This window comes from Anaeromassilibacillus sp. An250 (assembly GCF_002159845.1).
Classification (GTDB): Bacteria; Bacillota; Clostridia; order Oscillospirales; family Acutalibacteraceae; genus Anaeromassilibacillus; species Anaeromassilibacillus stercoravium.
Genome location: NZ_NFJK01000001.1, coordinates 189,557 through 209,539, shown reverse-complemented (window position 1 = coordinate 209,539; position 19,983 = coordinate 189,557). Strand labels below are relative to the sequence as shown.

24 protein-coding genes are annotated in these 19,983 nt (G+C 52.5%); 21 read left to right on the top strand and 3 right to left on the bottom strand.

Going from position 1 to position 19,983, the window contains the following annotated elements; translation table 11 throughout:
- Positions 1-22 precede the first annotated feature (22 nt).
- Positions 23-241, bottom strand: coding sequence for a heavy-metal-associated domain-containing protein (locus B5F54_RS01025; protein ID WP_242969602.1), 219 nt, complete (start codon positions 239-241; stop codon positions 23-25).
- A 235-nt stretch (positions 242-476) separates the two neighbouring features.
- On the opposite strand from B5F54_RS01025, the gene B5F54_RS01020 reads away from it, so the two are divergent.
- The gene (locus tag B5F54_RS01020; RefSeq protein ID WP_087229222.1) at positions 477-1,397 is read left to right on the top strand and encodes a GH25 family lysozyme; all 921 of its coding nucleotides are present in this window, start codon (positions 477-479) and stop codon (positions 1,395-1,397) included.
- 138 nt (positions 1,398-1,535) lie between these two features.
- On the opposite strand, the gene B5F54_RS01015 is transcribed toward B5F54_RS01020, so the two are convergent.
- On the bottom strand, positions 1,536-1,940 hold the full coding sequence (locus B5F54_RS01015) for a putative ABC transporter permease (protein ID WP_087229220.1): 405 nt from the start codon (positions 1,938-1,940) through the stop codon (positions 1,536-1,538).
- A gap of 178 nt (positions 1,941-2,118) precedes the next feature.
- Here B5F54_RS01015 and nagB point away from each other — a divergent pair, with 178 nt between their 5' ends.
- The 11 genes from nagB (at position 2,119) to plsY (ending at position 12,221) form a co-directional block, all read left to right on the top strand.
- Positions 2,119-2,871, top strand: coding sequence for a glucosamine-6-phosphate deaminase (gene nagB / locus B5F54_RS01010; protein ID WP_087229218.1), 753 nt, complete (start codon positions 2,119-2,121; stop codon positions 2,869-2,871).
- A gap of 282 nt (positions 2,872-3,153) precedes the next feature.
- The gene (gene hisH, locus B5F54_RS01005) at positions 3,154-3,771 is read left to right on the top strand and encodes an imidazole glycerol phosphate synthase subunit HisH (protein WP_087229585.1); all 618 of its coding nucleotides are present in this window, start codon (positions 3,154-3,156) and stop codon (positions 3,769-3,771) included.
- A 13-nt stretch (positions 3,772-3,784) separates the two neighbouring features.
- Positions 3,785-4,543 (top strand): imidazole glycerol phosphate synthase subunit HisF, encoded by a 759-nt coding sequence (gene hisF / locus B5F54_RS01000; protein WP_087229215.1) that lies wholly within the window; start codon positions 3,785-3,787, stop codon positions 4,541-4,543.
- 221 nt (positions 4,544-4,764) lie between these two features.
- Positions 4,765-5,913 carry a D-alanyl-D-alanine carboxypeptidase family protein gene (locus B5F54_RS00995; RefSeq protein ID WP_087229212.1) on the top strand — a complete coding sequence of 383 codons (1,149 nt, stop codon included), beginning with the start codon at positions 4,765-4,767 and terminating at the stop codon, positions 5,911-5,913.
- Positions 5,914-6,104: 191 nt separating this feature from the next.
- Positions 6,105-7,445, top strand: coding sequence for a glucose-6-phosphate isomerase (locus B5F54_RS00990; RefSeq protein ID WP_087229209.1), 1,341 nt, complete (start codon positions 6,105-6,107; stop codon positions 7,443-7,445).
- 53 nt (positions 7,446-7,498) lie between these two features.
- Positions 7,499-7,915: a hypothetical protein gene (locus tag B5F54_RS00985; protein ID WP_087229206.1), complete on the top strand. Its 417-nt coding sequence runs from the start codon at positions 7,499-7,501 to the stop codon at positions 7,913-7,915.
- Positions 7,916-8,069: 154 nt separating this feature from the next.
- Entirely contained in the window at positions 8,070-8,570 is a 501-nt protein-coding gene (locus B5F54_RS00980; RefSeq protein ID WP_087229203.1) for a YceD family protein, read from the top strand.
- Between the two features lie 24 nt (positions 8,571-8,594).
- A complete protein-coding gene (rpmF, locus tag B5F54_RS00975; protein ID WP_087229200.1) occupies positions 8,595-8,777 on the top strand; it encodes a 50S ribosomal protein L32 in 183 nt (60 codons plus the stop codon).
- A gap of 70 nt (positions 8,778-8,847) precedes the next feature.
- A complete protein-coding gene (locus tag B5F54_RS00970) occupies positions 8,848-10,164 on the top strand; it encodes a DUF512 domain-containing protein (RefSeq protein ID WP_087229197.1) in 1,317 nt (438 codons plus the stop codon).
- Positions 10,157-11,479 carry a ribosome biogenesis GTPase Der gene (gene der / locus B5F54_RS00965; RefSeq protein WP_087229194.1) on the top strand — a complete coding sequence of 441 codons (1,323 nt, stop codon included), beginning with the start codon at positions 10,157-10,159 and terminating at the stop codon, positions 11,477-11,479. Before B5F54_RS00970 ends, der begins: the two co-directional genes overlap by 8 nt.
- Positions 11,480-11,513: 34 nt before the next feature.
- Positions 11,514-12,221 (top strand): glycerol-3-phosphate 1-O-acyltransferase PlsY, encoded by a 708-nt coding sequence (gene plsY, locus B5F54_RS00960; protein ID WP_087229191.1) that lies wholly within the window; start codon positions 11,514-11,516, stop codon positions 12,219-12,221.
- 138 nt (positions 12,222-12,359) lie between these two features.
- On the opposite strand, the gene rpmB is transcribed toward plsY, so the two are convergent.
- A complete protein-coding gene (gene rpmB, locus B5F54_RS00955) occupies positions 12,360-12,548 on the bottom strand; it encodes a 50S ribosomal protein L28 (RefSeq protein WP_054323139.1) in 189 nt (62 codons plus the stop codon).
- A 361-nt stretch (positions 12,549-12,909) separates the two neighbouring features.
- On the opposite strand from rpmB, the gene B5F54_RS00945 reads away from it, so the two are divergent.
- The 9 genes from B5F54_RS00945 to B5F54_RS00905 all read left to right on the top strand — a co-directional run bounded on the left by B5F54_RS00945 (position 12,910) and on the right by B5F54_RS00905 (position 19,961).
- Entirely contained in the window at positions 12,910-13,602 is a 693-nt protein-coding gene (locus B5F54_RS00945) for a site-2 protease family protein (protein WP_087229185.1), read from the top strand.
- A gap of 12 nt (positions 13,603-13,614) precedes the next feature.
- Entirely contained in the window at positions 13,615-14,355 is a 741-nt protein-coding gene (locus tag B5F54_RS00940; protein WP_087229182.1) for a segregation and condensation protein A, read from the top strand.
- A complete protein-coding gene (gene scpB, locus B5F54_RS00935; RefSeq protein ID WP_087229179.1) occupies positions 14,325-14,885 on the top strand; it encodes an SMC-Scp complex subunit ScpB in 561 nt (186 codons plus the stop codon). Before B5F54_RS00940 ends, scpB begins: the two co-directional genes overlap by 31 nt.
- A 9-nt stretch (positions 14,886-14,894) precedes the next feature.
- Positions 14,895-15,524, top strand: a complete 630-nt coding sequence (locus B5F54_RS00930; protein ID WP_087229176.1) for a DUF2953 domain-containing protein — start codon at positions 14,895-14,897, stop codon at positions 15,522-15,524.
- Positions 15,525-15,604: 80 nt separating this feature from the next.
- The gene (gene ytfJ, locus B5F54_RS00925; RefSeq protein ID WP_087229173.1) at positions 15,605-16,030 is read left to right on the top strand and encodes a GerW family sporulation protein; all 426 of its coding nucleotides are present in this window, start codon (positions 15,605-15,607) and stop codon (positions 16,028-16,030) included.
- A gap of 48 nt (positions 16,031-16,078) precedes the next feature.
- Complete coding sequence (locus B5F54_RS00920) at positions 16,079-17,242, top strand: D-alanyl-D-alanine carboxypeptidase family protein (protein ID WP_087229170.1); 1,164 nt, start codon at positions 16,079-16,081, stop codon at positions 17,240-17,242.
- A gap of 23 nt (positions 17,243-17,265) precedes the next feature.
- Positions 17,266-18,150 carry a pseudouridine synthase gene (locus B5F54_RS00915; protein ID WP_087229582.1) on the top strand — a complete coding sequence of 295 codons (885 nt, stop codon included), beginning with the start codon at positions 17,266-17,268 and terminating at the stop codon, positions 18,148-18,150.
- Positions 18,125-18,427, top strand: a complete 303-nt coding sequence (locus B5F54_RS00910) for a hypothetical protein (protein WP_172749490.1) — start codon at positions 18,125-18,127, stop codon at positions 18,425-18,427. The genes B5F54_RS00915 and B5F54_RS00910 overlap by 26 nt, the downstream gene beginning before the upstream one ends.
- A 178-nt stretch (positions 18,428-18,605) precedes the next feature.
- Positions 18,606-19,961 carry an acyl-CoA carboxylase subunit beta gene (locus tag B5F54_RS00905; protein WP_087229164.1) on the top strand — a complete coding sequence of 452 codons (1,356 nt, stop codon included), beginning with the start codon at positions 18,606-18,608 and terminating at the stop codon, positions 19,959-19,961.
- The last annotated feature ends 22 nt before the right edge of the window (positions 19,962-19,983 follow it).

Sequence of the window (19,983 nt, the reverse complement as noted above, 5' to 3'; positions counted from 1 at the left end):
GTCTAGGAGATGTGGGAGGAGATTACCTTGTGTTGATGTTGCTTGCGTCCGCTGCGACTTCATAGCCGAGCGTATTGAGTTGATGTTCGATTGCGTCGTAAGACGTGCCGGAACTGTCGTAATCCACGGCCACCAGATTGTGGGAAGGATTCACGCTGACGGAAGTTACGCCGTGCAGCCGGTCCAACCCGCGCTTGATCTCTTTTAAATCGTGTTTTCCATTCACACGTTCTACAATCATATAAGCGCTTTCCCTTGGCATCTTCATCACCTCAAAAGTAGCTTTCCCGAATCGATTGTGGATATGACGCGGCAGGTTTTGGAAACAGAGATAGGAGAAAGGGCGTATCTAACTAACGGGAAGGTTTAAAGCACTCAGAGCGAATCAATCTGTTTTTGTATGGTTTCCAAGAGTCACAAATGGATGCTGTCCTGCATAAAATGGTTTGAATCCATTCAAAAGGGGGACAAGATGCATGAAAGGAATTGATGTCAGCCACCATAACACGGTCGATTGGGAAGCAGCCAAACAGGCGGGCCTGAAATTTGCCATGCTGCGTTGCGGCTATGGAAGCGACCTGAAGGAGCAGGACGATCGAAATTTTGAGGCGAATGTAGAAGCTTGTGACCGCCTTGGAATCCCATGGGGCGCCTACTTGTATAGCTATGCGTTGAATACAGAAAACGCCAAGAGCGAGCTGGCACACCTTTTGCGCCTATTAAAAGGGAAGAAGCCGCTTTTTCCGGTCGCTATTGATATGGAGGACGGAGACGGCTATAAGGAGAAACACGGGATGCCCTCCCGTCAAACACTTACCGACATTATTCGCACAGTCTGTGCAGGTTTGCAGGAAGCCGGGTATTTGGCTGCCTATTATGTCAACAAAGACTGGTACAACCGGATGATTTACCCGGAACAGCTCTCGGAATATGTGTTTTGGTATGCGCGTCCCGGCGTCGAAAAGCCGGATGAAGCATGTGCGCTTTGGCAAAACGAGATTATGTCCACGGGAGGCGAATGGCCGGGCGTGGAAACCGATGGAAAAAATGGTTCGGATACCGATATCAGCTTTCAAGATTTTCCAACCCTTGTCAAAAACAAAGGGTTGAACGGATGGAAAATCGAAAACCCGGTTTCGATTGATACAACGATGGATGTGCATAAAGCCCGCGGGCAATGGTACGGTGTAAAATGTTCCGCCGCAGACCCATCTAAAATTGAACTCTACGCCGGTACGCCGGACATTGTTACGGTGATCCCGGTGCGGCGTACACAGACCGAGCAGTTTTTCCTGGTGGTCCCCATTGGGCAGCCGGGGCAATCCACTGGGATCTGGACCCGCTATGGCGGGGCGGAAGATACGGCGGCCCGCAGGTTTGTTTTCTGGATCTCTTAAATTAGGAATAGGCCCTGTGCTTTCGGGCATAGGGCCTATTGTGTGATTGCCAAAAAAATTTGAAAATGCTGTGCAATTGGTGCAATTTCTCCAAATGCGTACAATCTGCTATTGAAGCGCTATTTTAGGTGGAAAAATCTATTTAGCCATATGCCTTTTCGAGAGGATGAATGGAATTTTATCATACAGATTACAGACAGCAAGCGCAGGGATTGTGATTAAAAACCAAAGGATGGAAAATGGGAGGCAGACTTGCCCCATAATATTCAATGGTAGATGGGAATAGTCCCAAACATCCTGTTTCCATGCAACATTGACAATTAAACCAATCGCGAATTCCACAGAAGTGATAATTCCAGAACCAGCACAGCATTTTACGGCCAGGCATTTTCCTTTCATAGAACGATTACAAATGCGGTCGATCAAGCAAAGGCAAATTCCACCGGCTACGGACATCGAAAGATCGGTATGCCCACGGCACAAAATTTCCAACATCGGGTAGACAGAGCCACCGGTTGCAAATAAGAGTGCGTTTTTCTTCATTTGTCTTTTGCGGCCTCCTATTCCGTTAGATCATCCATAGTTGTTTACAAAATGGACAAAATTATACAGTTCTCACGCTTGCGATTCTCTAAAAAAACGGTATAATGGATTTTAGAATATTTTATTCGGCCGGAGGCCAATAGGGAGGCCACCTGGCGGCCGTGAAAGGAAGGTTTGTATGATAATTTTCAGCGCGCCGGATTATAATGGAATGAGCCGGAAGGCGGCAAATCTCATCTCTGCACAAGTGATCTTAAAGCCGGATTCTGTGTTGGGCCTTGCCACAGGTTCTACGCCTTTGGGCGTGTATGCGCAGTTGATCGATTGGTATAATAAGGGAGACGTCGACTTCTCCAAAGTGCGCAGCGTAAACTTGGACGAGTATTGCGGCCTTGCACCGGACCACGAGCAAAGCTACCACTATTACATGAAGGAGAACTTCTTTAAGCACATCAATATCCATTTGGAAAATACCCATGTGCCGAACGGCTTGGCAGAAGATGTGGCGGAAGAAGGCCGCCGCTATGATGCGTTAATTGAGTCCCTGGGCGGCATCGATCTCCAGCTTTTGGGAATCGGCAATACAGGGCATATCGGCTTTAACGAGCCGAGCGAGAGCTATATCAAGGAGACCCACCGCGTCACGTTAAACCAGAAGACGATTGACGCCAACTCCCGGTTCTTTGCCAGCAAAGACGAAGTTCCGAGATATGCGGTTACAATGGGCATTGGTTCCATTATGAAGGCAAAGAAGGTCCTGCTGGTGGCGAACGGTGCTGGCAAAGCGGAGATCCTCTATCAGTCCCTGTTTGGGCCGATTACCCCGGAGGTGCCGGCGTCGATTTTGCAGGTCCATCCGGATGTTACCATTGTGGGCGATGAAGAAGCGATGTCGGTCATCCGCGAGAAGTGCCCGGAAATGATTTATTGAGAATTTCAGTCGCGTTGTTTATAAAGAAGCCCCTTTCACGGAAATTCCGGTTGAAAGGGGCTTCTTCATTGTATGGGAAAAGAAGGTTCCTGAAAGCGTCCGGTTTTAAAGCGAGCGGTTGCAAAATGTCAGTTGTTTCTTCAAATGGAAAAATTTCTGTTTTTGGCTGGCAGCAGAAAACGTTTGCCTTTATCCGCAGAAAATGATAAAATGATGTATATCTGATTTTAGCAAAGCAATGCGAAAAAGCAGCAGGAAGCGCGGAAAATGGGGGAATACGAAATGATCTCAGTCATCGACTATGGTGCCGGAAACATCCAGAGCGTGATAAAAGCGTTCCACCATATAGGTTGCGAGGTGCAAGTGACCGCAGACCGGGAAGTTATCAAAGCGTCCGATGCGGCAATTTTGCCCGGCGTGGGCGCTTTTGGCGATTCTATGAATTGCCTGAAGAATGCAGGGTTGGTCCAGCCGGTACTGGACTTTATTGAAAGCGGAAAGCCTTTTTTGGGCATTTGCTTGGGCTTGCAGCTCCTTTTTGAGGGAAGCGAGGAAAGCCCCGGCGTGCGCGGCTTGGGTGTTTTGGAAGGGAAGATCCTCCGCATCCCAGCGGACCGAGGGCTAAAGGTGCCGCATATCGGGTGGAATTCTTTGGAGCTTCGCAGCCAGAGCGGCCTTTTTGCCGGGCTGGAAGAGGATCCGTATGTATACTTTGTGCATTCCTACTATCTCCATGCGGACGATCCGAGCGTTGTCTCGTCGACGACGGAGTACGGCGTGCGGATTGACGCTTCAATTCAGCGGGGAAACCTATTTGCCACGCAGTTCCATCCGGAAAAAAGCGGGCGGACTGGCCTCAAGATGTTGCAGAATTTTGTCGCGCGGATCGACGCGGATTGAGGAGGAATGGCACATGTATGCAAAGAGAATCATCCCCTGCCTGGACGTCAACAACGGAAGAGTGGTGAAGGGCACCAACTTCGTCAACCTGCGGGATGCGGGGGACCCGGTAGAGGCGGCAAAGGCCTACGATGCGCAGGGGGCGGACGAGCTGGTGTTCCTGGACATCACGGCCTCCGCACAGGCGCGCAATATCATCCTCGACATGGTCGCACAGGTGGCGGACAGCATCTTCATCCCCTTCACAGTCGGGGGCGGAATCCGCACCGTGGACGACTTCAACGCGCTGCTGCGTGCTGGAGCGGATAAGGTATCCGTCAATTCAGCGGCGATCCGGAACCCTTCCCTGATCCAGGAGGCGGCGGAAAAATTTGGAAGCCAGTGCGTGGTGTGCGCAATCGATGCAAAGCGCCGTCCGGAAGGCGGCTGGACGGTCTATTTAAACGGCGGCCGGGTCGATACGGGTCTGGATGCCGTCGAATGGGCGAAACAGGCAGTCGATCTGGGGGCGGGGGAGATTTTGCTCACCAGCATGGATTGCGACGGCGTCAAAAACGGCTACGATTTGGAATTGACGCGGGCGGTGTCCGATAGTGTCAATGTCCCGGTGATCGCTTCCGGCGGCGCCGGTGCAATGGAGCATTTCTATGACGCTTTCACGGCTGGACATGCAGATGCAGTTTTGGCGGCCTCTCTGTTCCACTTTGGAGAGATCACCATCCCGGATCTGAAAGCGTATCTTGCTGGGCGTGGGATCTCCGTGCGCCGGTGATATTTCCTGGTTTGATGGTTCCTGTGCGAAACGGCCTTTCAACCGCTGTCCCGCACAGGAACTTTTTGTTTTTTATCGGATGGAATTGCGATAATCCGGCAGACAGCGGCATAAGAATTAGGGAAGACCGAACAAGTCCATTGGACGGTTTGGATTCCCGGGCGCCAAGGGCAATTGCCGCAGCCTCCGCTCCGGGAGCAGAACGAGGAGGGAGATTACAGATGAAAGGCAAACGAATTGCGGCGGGGCTGCTGGCCGTTCTGCTGATTGGAATGTCCGTGCCGATGCGCGCCGCATCCGCGCTTTCCGAAGAAGAAGTCAAAGCGCCTGCCGCTGTCCTGATGGAAGCACAGACCGGAAAGGTGTTGTATGAAAAGAATCCGCATGAGAAACGCGCCTGCGCCTCGATCACCAAGGTGATGACGCTGCTGCTTGTGATGGAAGCGTTGGACGCGGGCAAGATCGCTCTGACCGATACGGTTACAGCGAGCGCCCATGCCGCGTCGATGGGCGGGTCGGACATCTGGCTTAAAGAAGGGGAGGCCATGTCTGTGGACGACATGCTCAAGGCGACCGTCGTTGCCAGCGCCAATGACGCCGCGGTTGCTTTGGCCGAATATGTGGCGGGCAGCGAGGAGGAGTTCCTACGGCAAATGAACGAAAAAGCGCAGGCCCTCGGCATGGCGGACACCACCTTCAAAAACTGCAACGGATTGGATGAGGAAGGGCATCTGACCTCCGCCTATGACGTCGCGGTGATGTCGCGGGAGCTGATGAAGCATAAAAAAATCTTCGATTATACGAAGATCTGGATCGACTATGTGCGGGACGGCCAAACGCAGCTGGTCAATACGAACAAGCTCATCAAGTCGTATCAGGGGATCACCGGCCTGAAAACCGGTACAACCGGCCAGGCGGGAAGCTGCATCAGTGCAACCGCAGAGCGCGACGGCGTGCAGCTGATTGCGGTGGTGCTGGGCGCTGCGAACACAAAGGACCGGTTTTCCACCGCTTCCACCCTGTTGGACTACGGCTTTGCCAATTGGTCCGTCGCTACGCCACAGGTGCCCCCGGAGGCCCTTGCGCCTATTCCGGTGCTCAACGGAATGTCCGAACAGGTGGAGACAACCGTCACCGCCGACGGCGTGATGCTGATTCCCAAAGGAAAGGATGCAGAGATTCAATACCAGATTTCGGTGGGGGAAAACCTGACCGCTCCCGTTGAGGAAGGGCAGGTGTTGGGAAAGATCACCTGTATCCTGGACGGCGAGGTCCTCAAGGAATACAACATCCTCGCCAAGACTTCGATCCCCGAAATTACCTTTTCTTCTGTGTTCCAGCTTTTGTTCCGGCAGCTTGTGTCCATGTGACTTCGGTAGGGCCGTGCCCTTCTTCTAAGGGTACGGCTTTCTCTACCGCTTGCAGAAAATACACAAAATGCACAAGCGATTCGGGTTCATAAATTATTAAATTATAAAATGTGTGCCCTCCCTTGCAAATATGGACAAACTATTGTAAAATAACAACATACCCAAGAATGCAATATTTAGGAGGATTTCATATGTCTGTCAGAGTTGATACACAACATCTGTCCGGGTTTGTTGGTGAAAATGAATATAAGGCGCTCGCGCCGCAGGTAAAGCTTGCGCACGAAATGCTCCACAATGGCACTGGCCTCGGCAACGATTTTATCGGGTGGGTGGATCTCCCGACCAATTACGATAAAGAGGAATTTGCCCGCATCAAAGAGGCGGCAAAGCGGATTCAGGCGAATTCGCAGGTGTTTATTGTCATCGGCATCGGCGGTTCTTACCTTGGCGCCCGTGCAGCGATTGAGTTTTTGAAGTCGCCCAACTATAACAACATGAAGAAGGACACGCCTGACATCTACTTCACAGGCAACAGCATCAGCTCCACTGCATTGAGCGAGCTGCTGGCGATCTGCGAGGGCAAGGACGTTTCCATCAACATGATCTCCAAGTCCGGCACGACGACGGAGCCCGCAATTGCGTTCCGCGTCCTGCGCGAGTTCCTGGAGAAGAAGTACGGCAAGGAAGAGGCGAGAAAACGCATCTACTGCACCACCGATAAGGCGCGCGGCACCCTCAAACAGCTCGCTACCAAGGAAGGCTATGAGACCTTCGTTGTTCCGGATGATGTTGGCGGACGTTATTCCGTTCTGACAGCCGTTGGCCTGCTGCCGATCGCCGTCAGCGGCGCGGACATTGACGCGCTGATGGCTGGCGCTGCAAAGGCGCAGCAGGAATATAACAATGCCGATATGTTTACCAATCCGTGCTACCTTTACGCTGCACTGCGCAATATGCTCTACCGCAAGGGCAAGGAGATTGAAATCCTCGTCAGCTATGAGCCCTGCTATACGATGATGTGCGAGTGGTGGAAGCAGCTCTATGGCGAGAGCGAGGGCAAGGATAACAAGGGGCTGTTCCCGGCATCGGTGGTGTTCTCCACAGACCTGCATTCCATGGGTCAATACATCCAGCAGGGCCGCCGCTCCCTCTTTGAGACGGTTGTCCTGTTTGACAAGGCAAAGCAAGAGCTGTACATCGGCAACGATCCCGAAAATGTGGACGGCCTGAATTTCCTGGAAGGCAAGAGCATGTCCTATGTCAACGAGAAGGCCTTTGAGGGAACCGTATTGGCGCACACCGACGGCGGCGTGCCGAATATCGTCCTCCATGTTCCGGATTTCTCGGAGGAATCCCTGGGTGCACTGATCTATTTCTTCGAAAAGGCTTGCGCAATTTCCGGCTATCTGCTCGGCGTAAATCCGTTCGACCAGCCCGGCGTAGAAAGCTACAAGAAGAATATGTTTGCCCTGCTTGGAAAACCCGGCTATGAGGAGCAGAAGGAAGCTCTTGAGGCAAGACTCCACAAATAATTCTGGCGATTTTATCCGCAATGCGGAAATACTATCATACAGGGGGAGTTTCAATGGTTACTCTGATCGTAGGTAAAAAAGGTTCCGGCAAAACGAAAAAATTGATTGAGCGCGCAAACGAGGCGGTAAAGACTTCTGACGGAAATGTAGTTGTCATTGAAAAGGGCTTGAAGCTGACATACGACATCTCCCATCAGGCGCGGCTCGTGGACAGCGATAGCTACAGCATCAGCGGCTTGGATGCGTTGGCTGGCTTTATCAGTGGTATCTGCGCTGGCAATTATGATGTGACAGATATCTTCGTGGATTCCACGCTGAAGATCATCGGCCAGGATATGAAAGCATTGGAAGAGCTGATCGAGCGGATGAACAAGCTCTCCAAAGAGGCGAATGTCAACATTGTCCTGCTGGTTTCGGCGGATAAGAGCGAGCTCCCAGAGGGGATCGAAAGCCTCGCAACGCAGATTTAAGCATTCCATGTGGGCGATACCGCCGGCGCTCTTGCGGTGCCGGCGGCATCTTTGCGTATATTTTGTGTATCTTTGAAATTTTTACCGATAAATTGTATTGACAAAGCGAGCAGGAACCTATATAATAAGCTAATGTAGCGCCGAGGTGTGAAAAATGCTTCTGGAACTGGAAGATGTCTTTTTACAGGAGGGCGCCAGCCGTTCGTTTCGCAGTTCGATGGATCTGTCGTCTGTCGATGTAAACGGTGTATATCCATTTGTCTCGCCGGTAGAGATCGCGGGCAGTGTGGAGAACCATGCTGGTTTGGTGCAGTTGCATGCACAGGCAGCGTTTCGGTTTTCAATCCCGTGCGACCGGTGTGCAACACAGGTGGAGCGGCGGTATGTCTATCCTTTTTCGCATGTGCTGGTGTTGTCCTTGGAAAAAGAAGAGGACAGCGGCGAATACATTCAGGTAGACGATTACAAGTTGGATTTGGACGAGTTGATCCGCACAGACATTTTGTTGGAGCTTCCGACAAAGTTCCTCTGTAAGGAAGACTGCAAGGGCCTGTGTCCGACGTGTGGGAAGAATCTGAACGAAGGCGCATGCAATTGTCAAACACATCAGATTGACCCCCGTTTGGAGGTCCTTAAACAACTGATAGATAGCTAAGCTTTGTATAAGGAGGTGCTGACCATGGCGGTACCAAAGCGGAAAGTATCCAGCGCAAGACAGAATAAGAGACGTTCCAATGTGTGGAAGCTCGACGCTCCTGCACTGATGAAATGCCCGAAGTGCGGGGAGTACAAGGCGCCTCACAGAGTGTGCGACAACTGCGGTTATTACAACGGCAGAGAAGTCATCAAGAAGGAAGCCTGATTTTTGATTTCTGAAGAGTAGAGAAGGAGCGATCCTTCTCTATTTTTTTGCTCTGAACAGGAGGACGAACATGCCTGTAAAAATTCTAGCGGTGGAGCCGGGGGGACCTGCCAGCCATGCCGGGGTCCGACCTGGGGAAACCCTGCTCTCCATCAACGGTAATGAAATCTGCGATATTTTGGATTATCGCTTTTACGAGACGGACCGGCATCTCTCGATTGTTCTGCGCGACGACGCGGGCGCAGAACGCACGGTGCAGATTCGGAAAGGGCAATATGAATCCATCGGATTGGAATTTGAAACGTATCTGATGGATCAGCAGCACTCCTGCACCAATCGATGCATCTTTTGTTTTATTGACCAGCTTCCCAAGGGGTTGCGGAAAAGCCTCTATTTTAAGGATGACGATTCACGCCTTTCGTTTTTGTTTGGAAACTATGTGACCCTGACGAACCTGAAAGAGCGCGAGGTGGACCGCATCATCAAGATGCATATCAGCCCGATCAATATCTCCGTGCATACGACCAATCCCGAACTGCGGGTCAAGATGATGGGGAACCGCTTTGCGGGGAAATCGTTGGATATCCTCTACCGTTTTGCGAAGGCTGGCATTAAGCTGAACTGCCAGATTGTGCTGTGCCGGGACATCAACGACGGGGAGGAGCTGGACCGCACGTTGAAGGATCTGACCAGTTTGTGGCCCTCCGTGCAGAGCGTGGCCGTCGTCCCGCTTGGGCTGACCAAGTACCGGCAGGGGCTGTATCCGCTGACCGGATACGATTCGGAGACCGCACGGGCGGTGGTGCGTCAGTTGGAGCGCTGGGGGGACCGCTGTGAACAGAAATATGGTCAGCGCATCTGCTATGCGGCGGACGAGTTTTACTTAAAGGCACAGCTGCCGATTCCTCCCGCGCCCTTTTACGGCGATTTTGACCAGCTGGAAAACGGCGTGGGGCTGATGGCGAGTTTGAAGCAGGAATTTCTGGATGTGTTGGAGGATTTCGTCCCGCCGGTAAGTGCCCGCAAGGTCACGCTGGCCACCGGTGTGGCGGCGCACCCGTTCCTGGATACGCTGCTTGACGAACTGCGGCAAAGATGTCATAATTTAACATGCAATGTGGTCCCCATTGTCAATGACTTTTTTGGGGACACGATCACAGTGGCGGGCCTTGTGACAGGCGGAGACCTCCTCAAGCAGCTCCGAGGCCGGGAACTGGGTGACGCGCTCTTGTTGCCCGATGTGATGCTCCGCAGGGAAGGGGATATTTTCCTCGACGACGTTTCCCTGGAAGAATTGTCGGAGGCATTGCAGATACAAATCATCACTGTGCCAAACGACGGCTATGCGCTGTTGGACGCAGTGGTAGGGAGGGAAGAACATGGCTAAGCCAGTTGTGGCGATTGTCGGCAGGCCAAATGTCGGCAAATCAACGTTGTTTAATAAGCTGATCGGACAGCGCCTGTCAATCGTAGACGATACGCCGGGCGTCACGCGCGACCGGATCTATGGAGACTGCGAGTGGGAAGGGCGCAAATTTTCTTTGGTGGATACCGGCGGCATTGAGCCGAGCGCCAGCGATGTGATCCTTTCGCAGATGCGTGCGCAGGCGCAGTTGGCTATCGATGCGGCCGATGTGATTATATTGGTGACGGACATCCGCTCCGGCCTGGTGGCGACGGACGCCGACATCGCGGCGATGCTGCTCAAGAGCGGCCGCCCGGTCATTCTCTGTGTCAACAAGTGCGACTCGGTGGGCGAGCCGCCGGCGGATTTCTATGAGTTTTATAACCTTGGTTTGGGGGACCCTGTCCAGGTTTCCTCCGTTCACGGCCACGGGACCGGTGATCTGCTGGACCGTGTGGTGGAGTATCTCCCCGCAGAGCCGGAAGGGGAAGAGGACGGGGAGCTGATCCGCGTGGCGATTATCGGCAAGCCGAATGTGGGCAAAAGTTCTCTGGTCAACCGGATTTCCGGGGAAAACCGCTGCATTGTCTCCGACATTGCGGGAACAACGCGCGATGCGATCGACACAGAGGTGGAAAATGCCTACGGCCGCTTTATTTTGATTGATACCGCCGGGTTGCGCCGCCGCAACAAGGTGGATGATTCCATTGAAAAGTACAGCGTCATCCGGGCGCAGATGGCGATTGAGCGTGCGGATGTGTGTGTAATTATGATCGATGCAACCGTAGGGTTTACGGATCAGGATTCCAAGGTGGCCGGCTTGGCGCATGAAGCGGGGAAGGGCTGTGTGATTGCCGTCAACAAGTGGGATGCGGTTGAAAAAGACGGGAGCACGATGACGGCCTACCGCAAAAAGCTGGAGGAAGATTTCTCCTTCATGTCCTATGCGCCGTTTTTGTTTTTGTCGGCAAAAACCGGGCAACGCATCGACCGCCTGTTTGAATTGATTAAGCATGTGGCGAATTCGAATGCTATGCGCATTGCAACCGGCATGCTCAATGATGTGCTGGCGCAGGCCACCGCGCGCGTGCAGCCTCCTACGGACAAGGGCAAGCGACTAAAAATTTATTACATGACGCAGGCTTCCACAAAGCCGCCAACGTTTGTCTGTTTTGTAAATTCGGCGGAACTATTTCATTTCTCTTATCAGCGGTACTTGGAGAACCGTATCCGTGAGACATTTGGCTTGGAGGGGACTCCGGTGCGTTTTATTATCCGGGAGCGCGGGGATAAGTGATCCGCTGAAACGATTTAGGTAGGGGGAACGATCCATGGGTATTTTCATGAGCGCTGTCTTGCCGGCCATCTTGACGATGGTCATTTCCTATTTGCTGGGAAGCATCAACTCTTCCATTATTTTTACAAAGTTGTTCAGCCACGAGGATATCCGCGAAATGGGAAGCGGCAATGCTGGAACAACGAATGTCCTCCGCTCCGTGGGAAAACGGGCGGCGGCCTGTACCTTTGCGTTTGACTTTATCAAAGGGGTGCTGGCGGTCTTCATCGGGAGGTTGCTGTTCCAATATTTTGCGGCCGCCTATCCGTTGGCGGGTGTCTCTTCGTGGGAGTTTGTCCAGTACGGCGCGTATTTGGCTGGTATCTTCTGTGTATTGGGGCATGACTTTCCGGTGTTCTTTGGTTTCCGGGGCGGAAAAGGGGTCTTGACCAGTTGGTCCATCATTCTGCTGATCGACTGGCGCAGTTTTGTTGTTGTGATTGTGGTGTTTATTGTGGTTGTCCTGCTGACGCGCATTGTATCGGCAGGATCGATCAGTGCTGGGATTGCATTCCCAATTTGCACGTTTGTGTTTAACTATCTGGTCGATTACCGCATGTTCCAGATTGGAAGCCCGACGTATTGCGTCCTGACCATGATTGTGGCGCTTTTCCTGGGAGGGCTGCTGGTCGGAAAACATCATGCGAATATCGCGCGCTTGCGTGCGGGCACGGAAAAGAAACTCAGCGTGAAAAAGCATTGAGCGACTATAACGGAAAAAATCGAAAAAGGCTGTTGAACGCATCCGTCTCGATGTGTTCAACAGCCTTTTATCGCTTCTCTTATAAAATTATAACGAAAAAGGAGCCCTTTAGGACTCCTTTCAGCTTCTTTGTTCAGTTTAGACGGCACGGGTAACCTTGCCGGAACGCAAGCAACGGGTGCAGGCGTAAATACGCTTGGGGCTGCCATTTACAATCGCCTTCACGCGACGAATGTTGGGCTTCCAAGTTCTGTTCGCACGTCTGTGAGAATGAGAAACCTTGATACCGAAAGCAATATCCTTGCCACAAACATCACATTTTGCCATGAGTCTGCACCTCCTTTAACGGGCTTATCAAAATTACAACAGTAGTATTCTAGCAGATTCCTCTGGCAATTGCAAGCTTTTTCGCAAGAATATTTTGCAAAGCGGCAAACATTTCCACAAAATCGCGCGCTGGCCTCCCATATCTTGTATTTTGAAGCCAAACGTATTATAATAAAACGACAAAACGTGATGACCTATAAGAGGTACGGCCGCTCATTTGATGCAATGGAAAAAGCGTTTGCTGCTATGGAAGTAAACAGGAGCTGTGCGGTTCCTTGGAAAAGCATGGTGTCCATCAACGGCCTAATCGGTTGGTTTTTCCGCCGGGCGGATGTATTATATTTAGAAGGAGCGTGTTTTTATGCTGTTTAGTGTCATTCGCTCGTTGTTCAGCGGTGGCTCGGTCGATTTTATGAGTATCCTGATGCAGATCGTGGCGGTGTTGTTCGTCATTTTCTGTATTTTGCCTTTGCACGAGTTTGCCCATGGGTGGGTGGCGTATAAGCTTGGAGACAATACGGCCAAATACCAGGGCCGCTTGACCTTCAATCCCATAGCAAGTGTGGACCCGTTGGGAGCGTTGTTCCTGCTGTTGTTTGGCTTTGGTTGGGCAAAGCCGGTGCCGGTCAATCCGAACAATTTTAAAAATCCCAAGCGCGGGATGGCCATCACAGCGCTGGCGGGACCCGTTTCCAATCTGTTGGCCTCTCTGATCGGCGCTTTGATCTATATCGGCGTCCTTTTGGCGACGAATTTCAGCGTGCCAACCTTTGTGCTGGTGTTCTTCCAATATTATATCATCATCAATGTGGGCCTGGCGGTGTTCAACCTGCTGCCCATCCCGCCTCTGGACGGTTCCCGGATCGTGGGCGCATTCCTTTCAAACCGGGCGCTGTACAGTTATTACCGGTACCAGAATATCATCATGATGGTGCTGATGCTGGTGCTTTTTACGGGCCTGTTGGACGGCCCGATCAGCTTTTTGCAGAACATCTGCTACAACGGTGTGATGTGGCTGGCCCAGCTCCCATACCAGCTGTTTGGCCTGTTATAATACGAGGGCCCTATGGAAAAGCTATCCTATAAGTTGGAAACATTTGAAGGGCCCTTGGACCTCTTGCTCTATCTGATCACCAAGAATAAGTTGGACATCTGTGATATACAGATTTCCGAGCTTCTGGATCAATATATGGAGCAGATCAATGCCATGCAAGAGGCTGACATGGATGTCTCCAGTGAATTCCTGGAGATGGCGGCGCGGCTTGTATATATGAAAACGGTCTCCCTCCTTCCAAAGCACGAGGAGATGGAGGCGCTCCGGCAAGAACTCACCGGGCAGTTGCTGGAATACCAGGAGTGCAAAAAGGTTGCGGCGCAGCTTGCGGAACGGTTTTCTTACAATATCTATGTGCGGGAACCGGCCGAAATCGAGCCGGATAAGCGTTACAAGCGGCACCACGATCCGCGGGAACTCTTAAAAGCGTATTTAACTGCGGCGGGGCGTGGAAAGCGCGCTGCACCGCCCTCCCCGCAATCGTTTTCTGGGATCGTCACGCACAGGATTGTGTCGGTCGCTTCCCAGATTGTCTATGTGCTGCGCCGGTTATGGAAAGTGAAAGCGGTGGAGTATGAAAGCCTTTTCATAGAAAAACGGGATAAGTCCGATCTGGTGGCGACCTTCCTCGCCGTACTGGAGCTGGTGAAAGGCAAGCGCGTGCGCATTGAAGGCGAAGGCGGGACGGCGACCGTAAAATTGATGGACGGCGGTGAACGACATTGGAAATCAAAAAGATCCGAGGAGCAATAGAAGCCATCCTCTTTGCCAGCGGGGATGCGGTGTCGACGGATCGCGTGGCGCAGGTGCTTTCCCTGGACCGGACAACCGCCGCCAAATTGATGCAGAGTGTGATGGACGATTTTAATACGGAGGACGGTGGCGTCCGGATCGTCAAATTGGAGGACTCTTACCAGATGTGCAGCAACCCCGCGTATGCGGAGGAGGTGCGCCAGGCGCTCGACCTGCGCAGGAACACGCCGCTTTCCCAGGCCGCCATGGAGGTTTTGGCGATTGTCGCCTACAACCAACCGGTGACTAAGGCGTTTGTGGAACAGATTCGCGGCGTGGACTGTTCCGGCGTGTTGGGAAGCTTGACCGCAAAAGGGTTGATTGAGGAACGGGGAAGATTGGAGTTGCCGGGCAGACCGCTCTTATATGGGACAACCTCCGATTTTTTGCGCTGCCTCAATATCTCTTCTCTAAGCGAACTTCCTCCTTTGCCGCATAAACAGGAGGAAACGGAGGAAGAAGAAGCCGGTGAGGAAGTGGAACAGAGCTAGGGGGCGCTTATGATAGCTGTTTGGATTGTAGCGGGAATTCTGCTCGCATTGTTTCTGCTCTTGCTCTGCCCGGTTACGATCGTTGTAGGCTTCCAAAAAGAATTCACGATCAAAATCCGGTATCTGTTTTTCACCTATCAAGTGGCGCCTCCCAAGGAAAAGCCCAAGAAAGAGGCGAAAGAGTTCCCTGAATCCGAGAAAAAGGAACCGGAGGAGCACAAGAAATCAAAATTTCAGGAGATACTGGAAGAGAAGGGCATTTCCGGCTTATTGAAGCTTTTGCGCCAAGTTGGCGAAGTGGCCACGAGGACGGCGCGCAGGCTATTTTCGCATCTGGTGGTGACACGTCTGCACCTTGAGATCCTGGTGGCGGATGAGGATGCGGCGCAGGCGGCCGTGAACTACGGGTATGTATGCGGGATTGTCTGTACGGCGTTGAGCGCTTTTTTGCACAATTGTATTTGTAAACGGTACCATGTGCAGATTACGCCGGACTTTGATCAAAAGGAAAGCAGCGCCGTTTTGGACTTTCAGGCGCATATCCGGCTTTTGTTTTTGATCAGCGGTGTGCTCGGGGCGCTTGTGCACCTGGTGCAGCTGCAAAAAGAAGGCGGACAAGCGGTTCAGAGCACATCCTAAAACAAAATTTTGCCCGGATCAACCTTTTACGGTATGTGGATAAAAGAAGCAAACCAAATTGAAAAAGGCGGTGTATCAAAATGAGCGACCATCCAATTGAAGGCATGATGAATACCACTTTGGAAAAAATCAAGCAGATGGTGGACGTCAATTCCATTGTGGGGGACCCGATTACGGCCCCGGACGGAACCATCATCATACCCATTTCGAAAATTTCCTATGGCTTTGCCTCCGGCGGCTCGGATTTCCCCTCCAAGGTGCAGAGCGAAAAAGAATTTTTCGGCGGCGGCACGGGCGCAGGGATCTCCATCAATCCGATTGCGTTTCTTACGATCTCCAACGGCAATGTCAAGCTTTTGCAGATCGACCCGTATAATAGCTCGGCTGACCGGATTGTCGGCATGGTGCCGGACGTTGTGGATAAGATCAGCGGGATTGTGAGCAAGAAAAGCGAAGAAAAAAAGGCGAAAAAAGCGGAGAAAGCGGCGGAATCCCCAGCCGAATAAAATCGAATACTAAATTGCGCAGCCGCCTGCATATACCTTTATGGGCAGGTGGTTGCTTTGTGTAAAAAATCATTATGTGCAATTCTGGCAGGCGTTGTGAGCTTTTTTCTATCCGTCAGTGCCGCTCCGGCCGCATTTGCGGAAGGGGGGCCTCAAGTCTCCGCGCAGGCGGCGATTGTGATCCATGTGGACAGCGGAAAGGTGCTCTACGAGAAAAACGCGGACGAACAACGGTCCATGGCCAGTACAACCAAGATCATGACCGCTTTGATCGCCTTGGAAACCGCGGCGGCGGACGATCCAGTGGTTACCATTACCGATGAAATGGTACGCGTGGAAGGCTCGTCCATGGGGTTGCAGCCTGGCGATCAGCTGACTCTGAAAAGTTTGGCGGCGGGGATGCTCATTGTCTCTGGCAATGATGCAGCCAATTCTGCGGCCATCGCGATTTCTGGATCAACGGAAGCTTTTGCAGAGAAAATGAACCAGCGTGCCCAGGAGCTGGGCATGGAACATACGCATTTTGTCACCCCTTCTGGTCTGGACGACGACGCGCATTATTCTACGGCGCGCGACATGGCGACTTTGGCTGCGGCGGCTATGAAAAATCCGGATTTTGCCGCCATTGTGGGCCAGAAAGCGATGAATATTTCTTTCATAACCCCGGATCAAACCCGCAGGTATACCAATCACAATAAGCTTTTGAACTTGTATGAGGGATGTACTGGTGTGAAAACCGGCTTTACAAAAAAGTCGGGGCGCTGCCTCGTTTCAGCGGCGGAGCGCGACGGTATCCGTTTGATTGCGGTGACGCTGAACGCCCCGGATGATTGGAACGACCATATGGCGCTTTTGAATGATGGGTTTTCCAAATTGGAGTGCTACCCAGTGGACGACAGCGGGTATATGGCAAGCCTTCCGGTCACCGGCGGGTTGGCCCGTTCGGTTCAGGTGCGGGGGAGCGCAGGCGAGGTGGTGGTGATCCCGCGGGGCGCCGCCGAACGGGTCAAGCGCATTGTGGAATTGCCGCGTTTTGTATATGCGCCTGTGATGGAACAACAGGCGGTGGGCCGGGTGCGCTATATCCTGGACGGGCAGGAGATCGCGGAAACTGTTTTGACCGCACAGGGATGCGCGGAACAGACTCCCAGGGAAAAGAGCTTATGGGAACGGCTGGTGGAGGCCGTGCGGACCTTTTTTCAGATTGAATGAAATTGGTAAAGGATGTTGAATGGATGGCTAAAGAGGTACGATTACAGAAAATGCTCGCCGACTGCGGCATTGCCTCCCGGCGCAAGGCGGAGGAGATGATCGCGGCCGGCGAAGTGCGCGTCAATGGGTCTGTGGCCAAGATTGGGGATAAGGTAGACCCCAAAAAGGACAAGGTCACGGTGAAGGGGAAGCCGGTGGAATCCCATGTGCAGGAAGTGTATATTATGCTGCACAAACCGCGCGGCTTTATTACGACGATGAGCGACGAGATGGACCGCAAATGCGTGGCAGAACTTGTCCAGGAAATTCCAGAGCGGGTTTACCCCGTGGGACGGCTCGACCGGGACTCCGAGGGACTTCTGCTGATGACAAATGACGGCGCGTTTGCCAACGCGATGATGCATCCTTCCAAGCATGTGCCGAAGACATACCGCGTAACCGTGCGGCCTTCGATTACAGAAGACCAGCTCACGCAGATGGCGGTGGGCATAGAGATCGAGGGCAGAAAGACGGCCCCAGCCGATGTGCGGGTGCTTTCCCAGGAACCTGGGCGCGTGGTGCTGGAAATGGTGCTCTATGAAGGGCGCAACCGCGAAATCCGGAAAATGTGCGAGGCATTGGGACTTGAAGTCGCACGTCTCAAACGGATTGCCATTGGCCCCGTGCGCCTTGGGATGCTTCAGCCGGGAAAATGGCGGGAGCTCACAGCCGATGAAGTCAAGCGCCTGATGGCGGGCGCGAAAGCGGACAAACGGGCGCAACAAAACCAAATGAACCGGAAAGGGGAAACAAAACATGATTACCATACTTCCGCTGCAAGATCCCAAGCGGGTCCAAGAGCTGCTGGCAGACCTGCCGGACAAAGGAGACCACGCCGCCGTTTTGATGATGGGCGATCCGGCCGATGAACTCGGCTATGTGGCTGTGGATGTAAAGGACTCTGTTCTGCGGATGCGGAAGATGGAGGTGTTCGGTTCCAATCTGGAGCAGCCGGACTTAAACGCCCGGATCTGTTCGGACAGTTTGATGCGTGCGGCCGCGTCCTATGGCGCAAACAAGGGAGCCTACCGCATCGAAACCGAAGTTCCAGGCTTAGGAACGCTGTTAAAAGCATCCGGATTCCTCGCAGAAGGGAGAAAGTTTGTTTGTGATTTGTCAAAAATTGTAAAAATCTGTAAAGATTGAGGACGAATTGCCCAAGAAACTCTTGTCAAGACTTTTGGAATATATTATAATAAAAACAATTGTAATAATCTATTTATTTTATTGCGGAATGTTTTTATGGAATTTTTATCTGCTCTGCTCCGTTGTTCTGGTGGACAAGCAGGGTGGCACCAATCGATAGAATGGAGGAGTTATCATCATGAGCACAGGAAGCAGTGCAGAACGGCTACAAGCGTTTCGCGAGGCTGCGGCAAAAACAAAGGGGTTCCAATGTATCACCGCTTTGTTTGACGAAGGAACCTTTAATGAGGTTGACGGCTTTGCAAAGTCGGGCGACGGCTCTGCAGAAGTGGTTGCCGGCTACGGCGAAGTGGATGGTTGCCCGGCGTACGCCTTTGTCCAGAACAGCGATGTGGATGGCGGCGCAATGTCGAAGGCGCAGGCAGCGAAGATCAAAAAGATTTATGATTTGGCGGTCAAGACCGGCTCGCCGGTGGTGGGGATCTACGATTCCATCGGAGGCCGCTTAAACCAAGGGGCGGATATGCTGGCCGCCTATGGGGAGATCTTATTGGGAAACAACAACCTTTCCGGTGTTGTTCCGCAGATTTCCCTTGTGCTTGGCCCCTGCCTGGGCACTTCTGCAATGATCGCGGCGAGTGCCGATATTGTTGTCATGACGAAAAAGGCGCAGCTGACGATTGATACCACGGGCAAAGACGGTACGGCGGAAGATGCCGCAAAGCTGGGCATCTGCCATGTGGTGGCGAAAGACGATCAGGAGGCAATGATGCAGGTACGCAAGTTACTTGCCGTTTTGCCTTCCAATAATTTGGCCGGCGCGCCGGTGTTTGAATCTTCCGATCCTTCGGATACGGCTATCACAGCCGGAGCGGATACAAAGAAGATCGTAGAGGCGATTTCCGACAAAGGAAGCTTTATGGAGTTAAACGGTGCGTTTGGCACATCTGCGGTCACAGGTCTGACGCAGATTGGTGGCTCTACAGTGGGCGTTACTGCATTGAACGGGGTGCTGGACGTAGATTCCTGCTCCAAAGCGGCGCGGTTTGTTCGTTTCTGCGATGCGTTTTCCATCCCGGTGGTCACGCTGGTGGATGCGAAAGAGTTCACTTCGGTGCGTGAAGCGTCGAAGTTAAGCAACGCCTATTCGGAGGCGACCACGGCAAAGATTACCGTGATCACGGGCGAAGCATATGGCCCGGTGTATGTTGCAATTGCTGGACGCGGTGCGAATGCCGACTACACGATGGCCTGGGCCAATGCGGTTGTTTGCCCGTTGGCGCCGCAGACAGCGGCGATGTTCCTGTGGAGCGACCGGCTGAAGAAATCTGGCAATACCAAAGAGGCCCGCAATAAGCTGATTGAGGAATACAAAGCGACCGAGGCAACGCCGTTTGCAGCGGCTGCCGAAGGCTTTATTGAAGATATCATTGACCCGGCCGAAACGCGCGCGAAAGTGATCGCCAACCTTGAAATGTTGGAAGGAAAGCGCGTTTCCAGATTGCCGAAGAAGCATTCGAATATTCAGATCTAAGCATTAAAATTTTGTCATTACT